This window comes from Enterobacter cloacae complex sp. OE43NF, assembly GCF_023544405.1.
Taxonomy (GTDB): Bacteria; Pseudomonadota; Gammaproteobacteria; order Enterobacterales; family Enterobacteriaceae; genus Enterobacter; species Enterobacter cloacae.
The window spans coordinates 44,444-58,993 of record NZ_JAMJFW010000031.1; the positions used below are offsets into that span (position 1 = coordinate 44,444).

At 59.0% G+C, this 14,550-nt stretch carries 15 protein-coding genes; 5 read left to right on the forward strand and 10 right to left on the reverse strand.

The features are described 5' to 3' along the window. Window positions 1–4: 4 nt before the first annotated feature. Window positions 5–1,309, reverse strand: a complete 1,305-nt coding sequence (locus M8370_RS15280; protein WP_013097216.1) for a carbohydrate ABC transporter permease — start codon at window positions 1,307–1,309, stop codon at window positions 5–7. 57 nt (window positions 1,310–1,366) lie between these two features. Continuing rightward, window positions 1,367–2,581: an extracellular solute-binding protein gene (locus M8370_RS15285; RefSeq protein WP_013097217.1), complete on the reverse strand. Its 1,215-nt coding sequence runs from the start codon at window positions 2,579–2,581 to the stop codon at window positions 1,367–1,369. Window positions 2,582–2,902: 321 nt separating this feature from the next. Here M8370_RS15285 and M8370_RS15290 point away from each other — a divergent pair, with 321 nt between their 5' ends. Further along, window positions 2,903–4,018: an ABC transporter ATP-binding protein gene (locus M8370_RS15290; protein ID WP_013097218.1), complete on the forward strand. Its 1,116-nt coding sequence runs from the start codon at window positions 2,903–2,905 to the stop codon at window positions 4,016–4,018. Here the strand turns inward: M8370_RS15290 and hpxK are convergent. From hpxK to hpxU, 7 genes are all read right to left on the reverse strand, one after another. Then, the gene (gene hpxK, locus M8370_RS15295) at window positions 4,015–5,253 is read right to left on the reverse strand and encodes an allantoate amidohydrolase (protein WP_250021271.1); all 1,239 of its coding nucleotides are present in this window, start codon (window positions 5,251–5,253) and stop codon (window positions 4,015–4,017) included. The genes M8370_RS15290 and hpxK overlap by 4 nt on opposite strands. Beyond that, window positions 5,250–6,491 carry a pyridoxal-phosphate-dependent aminotransferase family protein gene (locus M8370_RS15300; protein ID WP_094084076.1) on the reverse strand — a complete coding sequence of 414 codons (1,242 nt, stop codon included), beginning with the start codon at window positions 6,489–6,491 and terminating at the stop codon, window positions 5,250–5,252. Before M8370_RS15300 ends, hpxK begins: the two co-directional genes overlap by 4 nt. A gap of 13 nt (window positions 6,492–6,504) precedes the next feature. Continuing rightward, window positions 6,505–7,242 carry an amino acid ABC transporter ATP-binding protein gene (locus M8370_RS15305; protein ID WP_013097221.1) on the reverse strand — a complete coding sequence of 246 codons (738 nt, stop codon included), beginning with the start codon at window positions 7,240–7,242 and terminating at the stop codon, window positions 6,505–6,507. Beyond that, window positions 7,223–7,879, reverse strand: a complete 657-nt coding sequence (locus M8370_RS15310; RefSeq protein WP_020689664.1) for an amino acid ABC transporter permease — start codon at window positions 7,877–7,879, stop codon at window positions 7,223–7,225. The genes M8370_RS15305 and M8370_RS15310 overlap by 20 nt, the downstream gene beginning before the upstream one ends. Continuing rightward, window positions 7,879–8,544, reverse strand: a complete 666-nt coding sequence (locus M8370_RS15315) for an amino acid ABC transporter permease (RefSeq protein ID WP_250021273.1) — start codon at window positions 8,542–8,544, stop codon at window positions 7,879–7,881. Before M8370_RS15315 ends, M8370_RS15310 begins: the two co-directional genes overlap by 1 nt. A gap of 4 nt (window positions 8,545–8,548) precedes the next feature. Continuing rightward, entirely contained in the window at window positions 8,549–9,331 is a 783-nt protein-coding gene (locus M8370_RS15320) for a transporter substrate-binding domain-containing protein (RefSeq protein WP_047351981.1), read from the reverse strand. A 192-nt stretch (window positions 9,332–9,523) separates the two neighbouring features. Next, window positions 9,524–10,363, reverse strand: coding sequence for a MurR/RpiR family transcriptional regulator HpxU (gene hpxU / locus M8370_RS15325; RefSeq protein ID WP_013097225.1), 840 nt, complete (start codon window positions 10,361–10,363; stop codon window positions 9,524–9,526). Window positions 10,364–10,508: 145 nt separating this feature from the next. Between hpxU and hpxW the strand changes: the two genes are divergently transcribed. The 4 genes from hpxW to hpxZ are packed head-to-tail and all read left to right on the forward strand — an operon-like array spanning window position 10,509 to window position 14,068. Continuing rightward, window positions 10,509–12,092 (forward strand): oxamate amidohydrolase, encoded by a 1,584-nt coding sequence (hpxW, locus tag M8370_RS15330; RefSeq protein ID WP_250021275.1) that lies wholly within the window; start codon window positions 10,509–10,511, stop codon window positions 12,090–12,092. Between the two features lie 10 nt (window positions 12,093–12,102). Continuing rightward, window positions 12,103–12,291, forward strand: a complete 189-nt coding sequence (gene hpxX, locus M8370_RS15335) for an oxalurate catabolism protein HpxX (protein WP_045902785.1) — start codon at window positions 12,103–12,105, stop codon at window positions 12,289–12,291. After that, window positions 12,288–13,685, forward strand: a complete 1,398-nt coding sequence (locus M8370_RS15340; RefSeq protein ID WP_161669713.1) for an AtzE family amidohydrolase — start codon at window positions 12,288–12,290, stop codon at window positions 13,683–13,685. The genes hpxX and M8370_RS15340 overlap by 4 nt, the downstream gene beginning before the upstream one ends. Next, entirely contained in the window at window positions 13,682–14,068 is a 387-nt protein-coding gene (gene hpxZ / locus M8370_RS15345) for an oxalurate catabolism protein HpxZ (RefSeq protein WP_047024024.1), read from the forward strand. Before M8370_RS15340 ends, hpxZ begins: the two co-directional genes overlap by 4 nt. 281 nt (window positions 14,069–14,349) lie before the next feature. Here the strand turns inward: hpxZ and M8370_RS15350 are convergent. After that, the coding region (locus M8370_RS15350) for a DUF4926 domain-containing protein (RefSeq protein ID WP_250021277.1) at window positions 14,350–14,550 on the reverse strand (201 nt) is incomplete at its 5' end.

The window sequence follows — 14,550 nt, forward strand, 5'->3', positions numbered from 1 at the left end:
TTCCTTACGCCATGTCGTCATTTTTGAACGATTTCGTGGCGCGGAACTGCCACAGCGCCAGCCCGACGACAAAGATCGACAGCAGGATAGTGATGGTCGCCGCAATCGCATATTGCGAAGAGGACATCGTCAGTTTGTAGATCCACGACACCAGGATATCCGTCCCACCCGCATTCGACCCTACCACCGCCGGTCCGCCGTTATTAAACAGGTAGATGATGTTGAAATTATTGAAGTTGAAGGTGTATTGAGTGATCAGAATCGGCGCAATCGAGTAAAGCACCAGCGGCAGCGTGATGGTACGCAACTTAGTCGCGCTACTGGCACCGTCCATGGTCGCCGCTTCGTACAGATCGTCCGGAATGGCCTGCAGCACGCCGGTGGTCATGGCGAAAACAAACGGGAAGCCGAGCCAGGTCTGCATCATAATTAGCGCCGTTTTGGTCCAGAACGGATCGGTCATCCAGGCTTTTGGCGCGATGCCGAAGAAGGCCAGAATGGCGTTGTTGATCACCCCAAAGGAGTCGTTAAACATTCCGGCAAACACCAGGATGGTGACAAAGCCCGGCACCGCCCAGGGCAGAATGAAGATGGTGCGGATCAGCGGTTTAAAGCGCAGATCTTTCTGGTTTATCAGAATGGCCAGCAGCACGCCTACCGAACATTGCAGCGTGGTAGCGAGCAGGGTCCAGACCACCGTCCACTGCAGCACGTCGAAGAAGGTCGAACGCCAGATGGAGAGCGTGAAGATATTGATGAAGTTCTTAAACCCAACCCAGTCCACCAGCTTAGCCGGCGGCGTGTGATAGAGGTTGTAGTTGGTAAAGGCGATGGCAAAGCCGAACAGGATCGGGAAAACCACTACAAACACCAGCAGGATAAAGCCGGGCGTGATCATCAGATACGGGAAGCCGTCGCTCAGCAGCATCTGGTACTGCTTGCGCACGCTGTTAAGCGCAAGTCCCGTATCGCGTTTTCTGCCATTCACCCACGCATCACGCATCGACAGGTACCAGACCATCACGCCAAACGCGGCGATCAGCACGCTGATGATCCCCTCAGCCAGCAGGAAGATAGAGTTGTCCCGCGGCACCTCCTCGCCCAGCGTCACCAGCCCCCACAGCCCTTCGCGCAGAAAATCGGCAAATACGCCGATAAAACTCACCAGCAGTACCAGGAAGATGATCCCTTTCAGCCACTGACGATGGTAGAACTGGCCGAAGCCGGGGATGAACGCTAGCAGCAGGCCGGTCCAGGCATGGCGCCCGGCCCCGTGCGGTCTGGCAAAATTTTCCGGGATGATACTCACAGACAACTCCTTTCAAAAAAACGGGAGAGAGTCCTCCCGTTTTGCGACGGCAGAAAATTACTGGTTGCTGGCCTGCATGGCTTCGATTTGCATCTGGACCTGTTTTTCTGCGCTATCCAGCGCGGCTTTAGGATCCTGTTTGCCGGTCAGGCTCAACTCCAGCGCGGCGTTGGCTGGCCCCCAGACTTCACCCATTTCAGGGATGCCCGGCATGGCAGTTGCGCGCGCCGACTGTACCGCGACGGCACTCGCTTTTTCGTCGTTTTTGATAATCGGATCGTCGATCATCGCGGTAAGCGGCGGGATTTCACGCGTGGCGATGTAGCGCGTTTTCACATACTGCGGCTGGTTGATGAATTCGATAAATTTCTGCGCCAGGGCTTTGTCTTTGCTCCACGTGGAGACAACGTAGCCTTTCACGCCAAGGAAAGAACTCATAGGCTTGCCGTCGGGCAGCGTTGGCAGCGGCGCAACGCCGTAGTTGATCCCTGCTGCTTCATACGGCTGGAATGCCCACGGCCCATTGATCACGGCTGCCGCTTTCTTCTCGGTGAACAGGGAGTCAATGGCGTTCAGACCGTTGTCACCGACTATCCCGGCCGGGAAGATCCCGTCGGCGTAGAATTTTTTAAGGTACGTCACGGCCTCTACCGCGCCCGGCTTGTTCAGGCCAACGTCGCTGGCGTTATAGCCGCCCTTGTCGTTATGACCGAAGATGTAGCCGCCCATCGGGGAAATTGCCCCCCAGCTGTAGTAAATCTGGTCGAACTTGGCGAGCAGGCCGTACTGGTTTTTCGCGCGCTGCTGTTTCGAAAAGTCATACCAGTCCTGCAGCGAATTGAGGGGCTTGTCGATGAGGTCTTTGTTGTAGATCAGCACCAGCGTCTCGACCGCTTTCGGTACGCCGTAGAGGGCATTATCCATTTTGAAGGCATTAATTGAGGCCGGGGTGTACTGTTCGGTCTGCTTAGCCTCCAGATTCAGGGGGGTCAGCAACCCTTGCACTACGGCGCCGCCCAGCTGATCGTTAGGGATCACCAGCACGTCCGGGCCAATGCCCGCCGGGCCATCCAGACGCAGTTTTTCCAGCTGTTGGGCGTAAGGGGTTTCCTGGACGTTGACCTTAACGTCGTACTGTTTTTCAAAGTCAGCCACCGCCTCTTTTATACCGGATGACTTCTTGATGTCTTCCCAGACGTTAAGCTGCGTGGTGGCATGTACCTGCACCGAGAGCGTAGAGAGGATCAGAGCGGCAAGTAGGTTCTTTTTCATTACAAACCTCATGTGAAGGTATAACAATTTTATGGTTGTTATGACATTTAACGCCTTATCTGCCTCATCTAAAATTCATCAAAATCAGATGCTGCACGTATGACGTCAAATATCTTTGGTTTGGTATACGCTACCCTTCACATCATGATAACTCTACAAAAAACTGTAAGTTGTGTGATCGTCATAACATTAATGGAAAATCTGTATAGGGCGCATGAATACTGGAAGTTATAGTCAATACAGACAAATTGCACCGTCCAGCTATGTTGAACCTGATTGTTATACGTAAAACATAGACAGCGGTTTACTCGGGGAACACTGATGTCAAACATACAGTTAAGGAATGTCACCAAGCGCTTTGGCGACACCGTCACCTTGCACAACGTGAATCTTGAAATTGAAGACGGGGAATTCGCCGTCTTTGTTGGCCCTTCCGGCTGCGGTAAATCGACCATGCTGCGCATGATTGCCGGTCTGGAGGAGATTAGCGAAGGTGAAGTCTTAATCGGTAATGAGGTCATGAATGACGTCGCGCCTTCCCACCGCGGCGTGGCCATGGTGTTTCAGTCCTACGCGCTCTATCCGCACATGACGGTCGCCGAAAACATGGGCTACGGGCTGAAAGTGAATAAGGTCCCAAAAGAACAGATCCGTCACCAGGTGGAGATGGTGGCAAAAACGCTGCAGCTCTCCCATCTGCTGGACCGCAAACCTAAACAGCTTTCGGGCGGGCAGCGCCAGCGCGTGGCAATAGGCCGCGCCATCGTGCGTAACCCGCGCGTCTTTATGTTTGATGAACCGCTCTCTAACCTGGACGCCGAACTGCGCGTCGAGATGCGTCTGCACCTTGCCCGCCTGCATCAGGAGCTGAAAACCACCATGGTGTATGTCACGCACGACCAGATCGAAGCGATGACCCTGGCCGACAAGATCGTGGTCATGAACTATGGCAAGGTTGAGCAGATGGGCGCCCCGATGGATCTCTATTACAAACCGGCAAATAAGTTTGTCGCCGGGTTTATCGGTTCTCCGAAGATGAACTTTCTGTCGGCGACCGTTGAAGCCTGGCAGCCAGGTAAGCTTACCGTCAGGCTATCGCAACAGAAGTCGCTCACGCTCGCGATAACCACCACACCGCTGCAGCCGGGAAGTCAGGTCACGCTGGGCATCCGCCCGGAACATTTAACCACCGACCTTCACCGCGGCACGCGGCTGGAATTTAACTGTGAAGTGGTGGAGCGACTGGGAAACAATACTTACCTGTTTGGGCAATGCTATGGCCATGACAACGTGAAGATCTTGCTGCCGGGCGACGTGAAGTTCGCGCCCTGGCAGAAGATAGACGTGGCGTTTGACGACCATCACTGCATGGTTTTTGATGACCAGGATGTACGGGTGAGCGCTGATATCGAAGATGCGGTGCGTTCGGTGGCTTAACGCGCGCCACCGTCAGCCAGCGCTCTCACCGCCCGCCCAAACGCCTCAATCGCCAGCGCGACATCCTCAGCCATCACCGACTCCGCCGGATGGTGGCTGATGCCCCCCTTGCAGCGCACAAACAACATCCCCACCGGCCAGCGTTCTGCCAGCGCAATGGTGTCGTGCCCGGCACCGCTCGGCAGCGATAGCGTACGGCCCTGAACCGATGTCACGGCTTCCCCTAACAGCGATTGCAGTCTGGCATCGCAGGGCGTGGCGGCGATCCGGTAAAACTCCTCGGCGTTGAAACGGAGCCCACGCCGGGCTGCGATCTCTTCCGCCTGAATGAGCAGTTCAGTGAGCAGTGCGTCCAGCGGGGCATCCTGCGGGCCGCGAATATCCAGCGAGAGCGCCACCTCGCCGGGAATCACATTGACCGCGCCGGGCAGGCAGCGTAACGCCCCCACCGTGGCAACCAGATTGCCGCCGCGCTGTCGGGTGGTGTTTTCAACCTGCACCATCCATTCGGCAGCCGCGGCCAGGGCATCTTTACGGTGAGCCATCGGCACGGTACCGGCATGCCCGGCTTCGCCGGTAAAGAGACAGTTCAGACGCCGCGCACCGTTAATGGCTTCCACCACCCCCAGCGCCAGCCCCTCCTGCTCCAGGCACGGCCCCTGTTCAATATGCAGCTCCAGACAGGCGCTGAAATCGTCCTGATGCCGCGCGGCAAGTGCTACCCGTGCGGGATCCAGCCCCGCCTGCACCATCGCCTGCGCCACGCTTACGCCACTGGCATCACAGGTATCAAGCCAATTCTCCGGCCAGGTGCCAGTCAGGCCGCGACTGCCTAACAGCGTGATGCCGAAGCGGGTTCCCTCTTCGTCGCAGAAGCCAACAATCTCGATGGCCTGCGCCAGGCGCACGCCCTGCTGATGCAGACTGTCCACCACTTCAATGGCGGTGAGCACGCCAAGCATGCCGTCGTAGCGCCCGGCATTGCGCACAGTATCCAGATGCGAGCCAAGCAGTATCGCCGGTGCGCCCTCCAGCTGCGCCTCATAGCGCCCGCAAATATTCCCGACGCTGTCCTGCCAGACGGTCATGCCCGCCTGGCTCATCCACTGCCCGACCAGCTGGTTGGCCTGCAGATGCTGCGTGGAAAGATAAACCCGCGTCAGGCCGTCCGGGGTTTCGCTGATGGCGGCCAGCGCATCGGCACGGGCCATCACCCGCTCTGCCGCCGGGCTCATTGTGACGTCTCGCGGCGATAATGATCCCACGCGGCCTGCATCGCCGCCCCCTGGGGGGTGGTGAATTTCAGGTAGTTCAGCACCGACTCCAGCGCGCTCAGGGTGGTCATTACGCAGTCTTTACGGGCGTTATAACCCATGGTGCCAATGCGCCATACCTTGCCGTGCAGCGGGCCAAACGAGGTGCCAATTTCGATGCCGAAATCTTCCAGCATCAGCTTACGCACCTGATCGCCGTTAACGCCCTGCGGGATCACCACGCCCAGCACGTTGTTCATCTTGTGCTTCAGATCGCCAAAGGTCTCCAGCCCCATCGCCTGAATGCCTTTCAGCAGCGCATCGCCGTGCAGCTTGTGCCGGGCGATGCCGTTGTCCAGCCCCTCCTGCAGGATCAGCCGCGCGCATTCGCGGGCGCCAAACAGCGCGGTGGTGGCTTCAGTGTGATGGTTCAGCCGCTCCGGCCCCCAGTAATCCATCACCATGCCGAGATCAAAATAGTTGGAGTAGATCATCTCCTCGTCGCCGTCGCGATGGGCGTCGGTGCGGATCCCCTCCTCGACGCATTTGCGGCGGCGGATCGCCTCTTCCATGCGTGGGCTCAGGGTGATCGGTGACGTGCCGGACGGACCGCCAAGGCATTTCTGCATGCCAGCGGAGACGGCATCCAGCCCCCAGGCATCGGTTTCCAGCGCGTTCCCCCCCAGCGACGCGGTGGCGTCGGTGTAAAACAGCACGTCATAACGGCGGCAAATCGCGCCGAGCTCGGCCAGCGGCTGCAGCATGGTGGTGGAGGTGTCCCCCTGCACGGTCAGCAGCAGACGGGGACGAATACGTTTGATGGCATCCTCCACCTGATCCGGGGTAAACACCTCGCCCCACGGCACCTCGATGGTATGCACTTCCGCCCGGCAGCGGCGGGCGATTTCGCACAGCAGATGGCCGAAGCGGCCAAACACCGGCACCAGCACTTTATCGCCCGGGCGAATGGCCGACACCAGAATCGCCTCAATGCCCGCGCGCGAGGTGCCGTCCACCAGCATCGTCCAGCGGTTTTCGGTGCGGAACACCCCGCGGTAGAGCGCCATTACTTCGTTCATGTAGTGGGTCATCGCCGGGTCGTACTGACCAATCAGCTGGCTCGACATGGCGCGCAGTACGCGCGGATCGGCATTGATCGGCCCCGGCCCCATCAGCAGACGCGGCGGCGGATTAAGTTGCGGAAATTGAGCGATATCCATTGTTAAGTCCTTATCAGTTGAGGCCGCGCACGGAGGAGATGAACTGCTTCAGTTCGGTGGTCTGCGGGTTGGCGAAAAGCGTTTTGCTGTCGCCCTGCTCCCAGACTTTCCCCTGGTGCATAAACACCACGCGGTCGCCCACTTCGCGGGCAAAATTCATTTCATGGGTCACGAGAATCAGGGTCATCCCTTCTGCTGCCAGCTGCTCCAGCACCTTAAGCACTTCGCCCACCAGTTCCGGGTCGAGCGCGGAGGTGATCTCGTCACAAAGTAAGACTTTTGGCGACATCGCCAGCGCACGGGCAATTGCCACGCGCTGCTGCTGGCCGCCGGAGAGACTCGACGGGTAGTAATCCAGACGATCGCCGAGGCCGACTTTCTCCAGCATCTGCTGCGCCAGCGCCCGGCATTCGGCGGCGCTTTTCTTCAGCACCCGACGCGGGGCGAGCATCACGTTTTCCAGAGCCGTCATGTGCGGGAACAGGTTAAAGTTCTGGAACACCATCCCGACCGAGCGGCTGATTTCACGCGCCTGGGAATCCCGGTCGGTAATGGTCATGCCGCCAAGCTTGATGCTGCCGTCCTGATACCCTTCCAGACCGTTGATGCAGCGCAGCAGGGTGCTTTTGCCGGATCCGCTGCGCCCGATAATCGAAATCACCTGACCCATGTCGATATCGAGATCGACCCCCTTCAGGACATGGTTATCGCCGTAGTACTTCTGCACCTGATTAATGGTGATGAGAGGCATTGAATTTAGTCTCCAGATAACGGCTGTAACGCGACAGCGGATAACACAGAATGAAGTAGCCCAGCGCCACCAGCGCAAAGACCTTAAACGGTTGATAAGTGACATTGGTGAGCATCGTCCCGGCTTTGGTCAGCTCGATAAAGCCGATGATTGACGCCAGCGCCGTGCCCTTAATCACCTGGACGGCAAAACCGACCGTCGGCGCAATCGCAATCCGCAACGCCTGCGGCGCGACCACCCGATAAAGCGTCTGGCCAAAGGTCAGCCCCAGACAGCGCGACGCTTCCCACTGCCCTTTGGGCAGCGCGCGAATGCTGCCAAACCAGATATCAAGCAAAAACGCGCTGGTGTAGAACGTGAGGGCCAGCGATGCGGCGGTCCATGGCGAGACATCGATGCCGAACAGCGCCACGCCGAAGAACGCCAGAAATAGCTGCATCAGCAGCGGTGTACCCTGAAACAGTTCGATATAGCCGCGGATCAGGCGCATGATCATTCGCCCGCCAGTGAGACGCAGCAGCAGCAGCGGCAGGGTCACCACCGCGCCGCCGACAAACGCCACCAGCGACAGCAGTATCGTCCAGCGCCCGGCCAGCAGCAGGTTGCGAATAATGTCCCAGTCGGTAAAGGTGGTCATCATGCCTGTACCCCCAGCCATTTGCGTCCTGCCGCCATCATCAGCTGACGCAGGGTAATCGACAGCGCTAAGTAAATCCCGGTTGCCACCAGATAAACCTCAAAGCTCAGAAACGTTCTGGACTGGATCAGGTTGGCGGCAAAGGTCAGCTCTTCATACGAGACCTGCGACACCACCGACGAGCCGAGCATCACGATAATGCACTGGCTCACCAGCGCCGGATAAATACGCTGTAGCGCAGGCGGTAACACCACGCGAATGAAGGTCTGGGTGCGGGTCAGCCCCAGCACGCGTCCGGCCTCCCACTGCCCTTTGGGTGTCACCTGAATGCCCGCCCGGACAATCTCCGTGCTGTACGCGCCCAGATTGATCACCATCGCCAGCAGTGCCGCCTCACCCGCCGTCATCTTCAGCCCCATATTGGGCAGGCCAAAGACGATAAAAAACAGCTGCACCACAAACGGCGTGTTACGGATAATCTCCACGTAACCGCCCCAGATCCGGCTAAACCACGTCGCCCGCCCGCTGCGAATAGCCGCCCCGAAAATACCAATCGTCAGACCGCCCAGGGTCGCCATCACCGTCAACTGGATGGTGACCCACAGCCCGGCCAGCAGCGCCGGCCAGTGCGGCCAGAGCTCAGAGAAATGGAGTTGATCTGTCATTGCCTTACACGCCAAGGCTTGCCGGCAGCGGCGCCTTGAGCCACTGCTCAGAGAAGCCGTTCAGGGTGCCGTCTTTAATACCCTGTTCAATCAGCGCATCCACTTTCGCCTTCAGCGCTGGTTCATTTTTCTTCAGCCCGATAAAGCACGGTGAATCTTTCAGCATAAAGCTCGGCACCGGAGCTTTCTCCGCGTTCTGGCGCGAGATGGCCGCCACCACGAGGTTGCCGGTGGCCACATACTGCACCTGTCCGGACAGATACGCCGACAGCGTGGTGTTGTTGTCCTCATAGCGTTTTACGTCTGCGTCTTTCGGCGCCAGGCTGGTCAGCACCATGTCCTCGACCGCGCCACGCGTCACGCCGATGGTTTTACCGCTCAGGGCGGCGGCATCTTTCAGCTCTGCGCCTTTCGGGCCAAACACCCCGAGGAAGAACGGCGCATAGGCGCGGCTGAAATCGATCACCTTTTCACGTTCCGCATTCTTACCGAGGCTTGAAATGACAAGGTCAACTTTGTCGGTTTGCAGATACGGCACGCGGTTGGCGCTGGTCACCGGAACCAGTTGCAGCTTGACCTTCATCTGTTTGGCCAGATAACGCGCCATATCGATGTCATAGCCCTGCGGCTGCAGATCGGTTCCGACCGAGCCAAACGGCGGGAAATCCTGCGGCACGGCAATGCGAATGGTGCCGCGTTTTTCAATATTTTGAAGCTGGTCCGCCTTTGCCGACAGGTTAGTGAGCAGACAGACGGCCCCGGCCAGTGCAATCAACAATTTTTTCATGGTGCTTCCCCGTAACGTTAATATGAAACAAAAGATTCTTTGAATTGGATTTTGCAACTAATGTGCCAGATAAAGCGAAACGCGGGATTTTGTTGTAATGCCTGATAAAACAAAGGCGGGGCGGAAAAGCTGTCTCTTTTTCGCCCCGCCTCACTGCACCATTTCAATGCAAAGCACCACACCGATGCCCCATTATCGTTGTTCGAGCTCGTCCAGGTGCTGATACAGGGTGGCGATCTCATGAATGCGCGGACGGCCTTTATCGAGGATTTCATGCAGGAAGGCGTTTGCCAGCAGGTTAATCAGGCTATTGACCGAGGCGTAGCTGTCATAGGCTGAGACGCTGTCCAGCGGAGCGCAAAGCTGCCAGCTCGCCAGCGGAAACAGGCTGTGCGCCTGCGGCTCGCACATCAGCAGCACCGGAATACCACTGCTCTGAAGCTGCTGCAGCAGCGGGCGGATGATGCGCGGGCGGCGGCGAAAGGCCATCATGACCACCAGATCGTCGGGGGTGAGATCCACCAGCTCTTCGCTCAGGCTCTGCCCGGGCTGCGGCAACACCAGCACCTGCCCGCGCGCCTGCAACAGCTGCTGACGCAGGTGCAGCGCCGCGGGATAGGCGTTACGCATCCCTATAATGACGATGCGCTTCGCCTTAACCATGCACGCCATCGCGTCGGCAAACTGCCGGGCATCCAGGGCATTCACCCACTGGGTCAGGTTAGCCATCTCCTGCTTATAGTGACGCGCCAGCAGCGTATTGCCCTGCACCGCGTCGCGGTTGTCCGTCAGCGGCATACCGCTCTGGCGCAGGGTACGCAGCTCATCGCGCATGTCCTTATACTTCTCATAGCCCAGACGCTTAAACAGGCGGCTCACCGTGGCTTTCGACACCCCGCTCAGCTGTGCCAGCTCGGCGCTGTTGTAGCTGATCAGGTCGTCGAAGTGATCGAAAATAAAATCCGCCACCCGCTGCTCCTGCGGCGACAGTGACGCGTATTGTGCTTTCAGTCGTTCATCAAGCTGTTCCATAACGCCTCTGTAACGTTTGTTTCATCTCTTGCTCTCTATTCATTAAGCATGCCAGCTTATCAGCCGGGATGACATGAAACTTTTCTTTCATACCTGGAACAGCTTTTGCAGCGCCTTGTGACTTTCAGGGTTATGAGGACTGTTCATGCAAAGTAATGTCTCCGTTCACGGAATGGCGGTTGCCCCCCATCATCTTGCCAGCCAGAGCGCGCTGTCTGTGCTGCGCGATGGCGGTAGCGCGATTGAAGCGATGGTCGCGGCAGCGGCCACCATTGCCGTGGTCTATCCCCATATGAATGGCCTGGGCGGCGATGGCTTCTGGCTTATCGTGCCCCCCGGCGGCGAACCGATTGCCATCGATGCCAGCGGCGCGGCGGGATCGCTGGCGACGCTTGCCGCCTATGGCGATCTGGCGCACATCCCCCACCGCGGCCCCCGTGCGGCGCTGACCGTGGCGGGTACCGTCAGTGGCTGGGCGGAGGCGCTTAAAGTCTCACATGCGCTGACGGGCAACGCCCTGCCGCTGACGCGCCTGCTGGCAGATGCCATTGACTATGCCCGCAATGGCACGCCGGTCACGGCCTCGCAGGCCACTGCCACCGCCAGTAAATTCGACGAACTGAAAGACCTGCCCGGCTTTGCAGAAACCTGGCTGGTAGACGGCAAACCACCGGAGGTCGGCAGCCGGTTTTATCAACCGGCGCTGGCCTCCACGCTGACGCAACTTGCCGAAGAGGGTCTGGAGAGTTTTTATCGTGGTCCGCTGGCGGCGCGTCTGGCCCGTGGGATGGAGACGCTCGGCCTGCCCATTACGCTGGCGGATTTGAACGCGCATGTCGCCCGGCGCACCACGCCGCTGAAATTAGCGCATCAGCAGGGTGAGGTCTGGAACCTCGCCCCACCGACGCAGGGGCTGGTCTCGCTGGCGATCCTCGGCATCGCCGACCGTCTGGCGATGGCCGATGCCGACGACGCCGGGACAGTGCACCGCATTGTGGAAGCCACCAAACTGGCCTTTGGCCTGCGCGATGCCCACATCACCGACCCGCGCGAGCTGAAAACCGATATCCAGAGCCTGCTGGATCCTGCGGCGCTTCAGGCGCTCGCCGACCGGGTTGACGATAACCATGCCGCGCCGTGGGGCACCGGCAAAGGCCCTGGCGATACGGTGTGGATGGGGGTGATGGATAACAGCGGCCTGGCCGTGTCGTTTATCCAGAGCATTTATCACGAGTTCGGCAGCGGCGTAGTGCTCCCGGATACGGGTATCGTCTGGCAGAACCGGGGGGCGTCGTTCAGCCTCGATCCCGCACATCTTCTGGCTCTCGCGCCGGGCAAACAGCCGTTCCATACCCTGAACCCGGCCGCGGCGCGTCTGAACGACGGACGGGTGATGGTCTACGGCTCCATGGGCGGTGACGGCCAGCCGCAAACTCAGGCCACGCTCTTTACCCGCTATGTGGTGCAGGGTCTGCCGCTGCAGGAGAGCATCTCCCGTGCGCGCTGGCTGCTGGGGCGCACCTGGGGACAAAGCTCAGACACCTTAAAGGTGGAAGGCCGGTTTTCCCCTGAAACGATCGCACGCCTGCAGGCGCTGGGTCACGAGGTGGAGATCTTCCCGGACTTTAGCGAAGCCATGGGCCACGCGGGCGCGATTGTCCGCCACCCGAACGGGCTGTTTGAAGGCGCGTTCGACCCGCGCAGCAACGGCGGCGCCGCCGGATACTGAGGAGAAAACCATGACAACACAACAACCTGACTGGCATGCCTACCTGGCGCAGATGGAGGCCGTGCTGGGCGTTGAGCTGGATGACGCCCGCCGCGCGGAGCTTCAGCAGCAGTTTAGCCGCATTGCCGCCATGGCCGCCCCGCTGATGGCGCTGCCGCTTGATGACCGTCTGGAGATCGCAGGAGTATACAAAGCATGAGGCTACACAAGATGAGTATCAGCGCGATCCAGCAGGCGCTGAGTGCAGGCGAGTTAAGCGCCCGCGAGATCGCCCGTCAGACGCTGGAAGATATTGCGCGCATCAACCCGCAGATCAACGCCTGGACGGCGGTTACCGAAGCGCGGATGCTGGCCGAGGCAGAAAATATCGACACCCTGCGCCGGGAAAAGCGCCCCCTGCCGCCGCTGGCGGGCGTGCCTTACGCGGTAAAAAACCTGTTTGATGTGGCCGGGCACACCACCCTCGCCGGAGCCGAGCTGTTCAGCCAGCGTTCCGCTGCCAGCGCAGACAGCTTTGCGGTTCGCCAGCTACGCAGCGCAGGAGGACTGTTGTCCGGGATGGTCAATATGGATGCCTATGCCTACGGCTTTACCACGGAAAACAGCCACTACGGCGCCACGCGTAATCCGCACGATCTGACGCGCATTGCAGGCGGCTCCTCCGGTGGCTCTGCCGCCGCCGTCGCCGCCGGGCTGGTCCATTTTTCACTGGGTACCGACACCAACGGGTCGATTCGCGTCCCGGCGTCCCTGTGCGGAATTTACGGCTTAAAACCGACCTTTGGCCGCCTGTCACGCTCCGGCAGCCACCCGTTTGTCGCCAGTCTCGATCATATCGGGCCGTTTGCCCGCCGGGTGTGCGATCTGGCGTCCGTGTACGATGCGCTACAGGGGCGAGACACCAGCGACCCTTTTCAGGCAGAGTCCTCCCGCGAGCAGACGCGGCCTTTGCTCGATCGCGGTCTGGATGGTTTGCGCTGTGCCGTCCTCGGGGGCTATTTCAGCACGTGGTGTAACGACGACGCCCGGGAAGCCGTCGCGCGCGCGGCACGTGCTCTCGACGTCCAGGAGGAGTTGCAGTTCCCTGAAGCCGCGCTGTCCCGCTCTGCCGCGTTTATCATCAGCGCCTCCGAAGGGGGGAACCAGTACCTGCCGTCACTTCGCCGTGAACCCGAGCGTTTTGAACCACACTCCCGCGAACGCCTGCTGGCTGGGGCGATGATCCCTTCCGCCTGGTATATTCAGGCCCAGCGTTTTCGCGCCCACGCCCGACAGGCCTGTAAAGCGCTGTTTGAGCAGGCCGACGTGCTGATCGCCCCGGCAACGCCGCGCAGCGCCACGACGATTGGCGAGCAGACCATGGAGATTAACGGCGAGCCACTGCCGGTGCGCGCCAGCATGGGGATGCTGACACAGCCGATCTCATTTCTGGGTTTGCCCGTCACCACCGTTCCGCTACGCACCGCCCAGGGGAAACCGATTGGTCTGCAGCTCATCGCAGCGCCGTTTAATGAACAAGCCTGCCTGCGCGTGGCGCGGGTCCTGGAAGCGAGCGGGATAACCGATGCCCGTCCTGCGGAGATGGCACAATGATGAATCACGACGACATTAACCTTCCCTGGGTGGTGGCGGACGTCACGGCCGCGTTTTATCGCTATGAAGATGCGCTGGTGAGCAACAACATTGCGGTGCTGGATGAGTTGTTCTGGCACGACAAAAACACGGTGCGACTGGGCGCGGGGGAAAACCTTTACGGCATTGATGAAATCCGCGCCTTTCGGGCGGCGCGCCCCTCCGCCGGGCTGCAGCGGACGTTGCGCAATACCGTGATCACCACCTTCGGAGAAGATTACGCGGTGTGCAGCACCGAATTTACCCGCGAGGGGACGGAACGCATTGGCCGCCAGCAGCAGACGTGGGTGCGGTTTGCTTACGGGTGGCGCATTGTTGCGGCGCAGGTGAGTGTGATGGTGTAATGAAAAGATGCGTAGGGTTGCATCCATAAGCCACCGCTGAGGTATCCACTCACGGTTGTTTATAGGGTTGCATAAGTCCCTCTGCTTGCTATGGAAAAATCATCGTAGTCATTTTACAAACGGTAGTCATATATCCGGGTGAATAGTCATTCATGACATCATAAATTAACCAGACGCGTCGGGGTATTTACGGGGGAATGCATATGCTTTTGCAGTTCAGGGCGGGAAATCGCCCTGAGTGTTTTTTAGCAGTGTACGTAACGAGCGTATGATAAATCAGATCATTCTGGCGGAATATAATCTGTTATTTGCTCAGGTAAAAGAGAAGGCATTGCAACAGTGCGGCCTTCATCATCAACAAATTCAACCATGTAAGCCAGATGTGGTTTTTCATGTATGAATACGATGGCACCTATCATGCCTTTAGTTAACCCTTCATCCGGCAAATCTTCCGCTAACACAACCACTTCAAACTCTTCTCT

Coding starts and splice junctions, on each gene's coding strand:
- M8370_RS15290 (WP_013097218.1), top strand. CDS start 2,903: ATGTCAAACATACAGTTAAGGAATGTCACCAAGCGCTTTGGCGACACC.
- hpxU (WP_013097225.1), bottom strand. CDS start 10,363: ATGGAACAGCTTGATGAACGACTGAAAGCACAATACGCGTCACTGTCG.
- hpxZ (WP_047024024.1), top strand. CDS start 13,682: ATGATGAATCACGACGACATTAACCTTCCCTGGGTGGTGGCGGACGTC.
- M8370_RS15340 (WP_161669713.1), top strand. CDS start 12,288: ATGAGGCTACACAAGATGAGTATCAGCGCGATCCAGCAGGCGCTGAGT.
- M8370_RS15285 (WP_013097217.1), bottom strand. CDS start 2,581: ATGAAAAAGAACCTACTTGCCGCTCTGATCCTCTCTACGCTCTCGGTG.
- M8370_RS15300 (WP_094084076.1), bottom strand. CDS start 6,491: ATGGATATCGCTCAATTTCCGCAACTTAATCCGCCGCCGCGTCTGCTG.
- M8370_RS15315 (WP_250021273.1), bottom strand. CDS start 8,544: ATGACAGATCAACTCCATTTCTCTGAGCTCTGGCCGCACTGGCCGGCG.
- M8370_RS15320 (WP_047351981.1), bottom strand. CDS start 9,331: ATGAAAAAATTGTTGATTGCACTGGCCGGGGCCGTCTGTCTGCTCACT.
- hpxX (WP_045902785.1), top strand. CDS start 12,103: ATGACAACACAACAACCTGACTGGCATGCCTACCTGGCGCAGATGGAG.
- hpxK (WP_250021271.1), bottom strand. CDS start 5,253: ATGAGCCCGGCGGCAGAGCGGGTGATGGCCCGTGCCGATGCGCTGGCC.
- M8370_RS15310 (WP_020689664.1), bottom strand. CDS start 7,879: ATGACCACCTTTACCGACTGGGACATTATTCGCAACCTGCTGCTGGCC.
- M8370_RS15305 (WP_013097221.1), bottom strand. CDS start 7,242: ATGCCTCTCATCACCATTAATCAGGTGCAGAAGTACTACGGCGATAAC.
- hpxW (WP_250021275.1), top strand. CDS start 10,509: ATGCAAAGTAATGTCTCCGTTCACGGAATGGCGGTTGCCCCCCATCAT.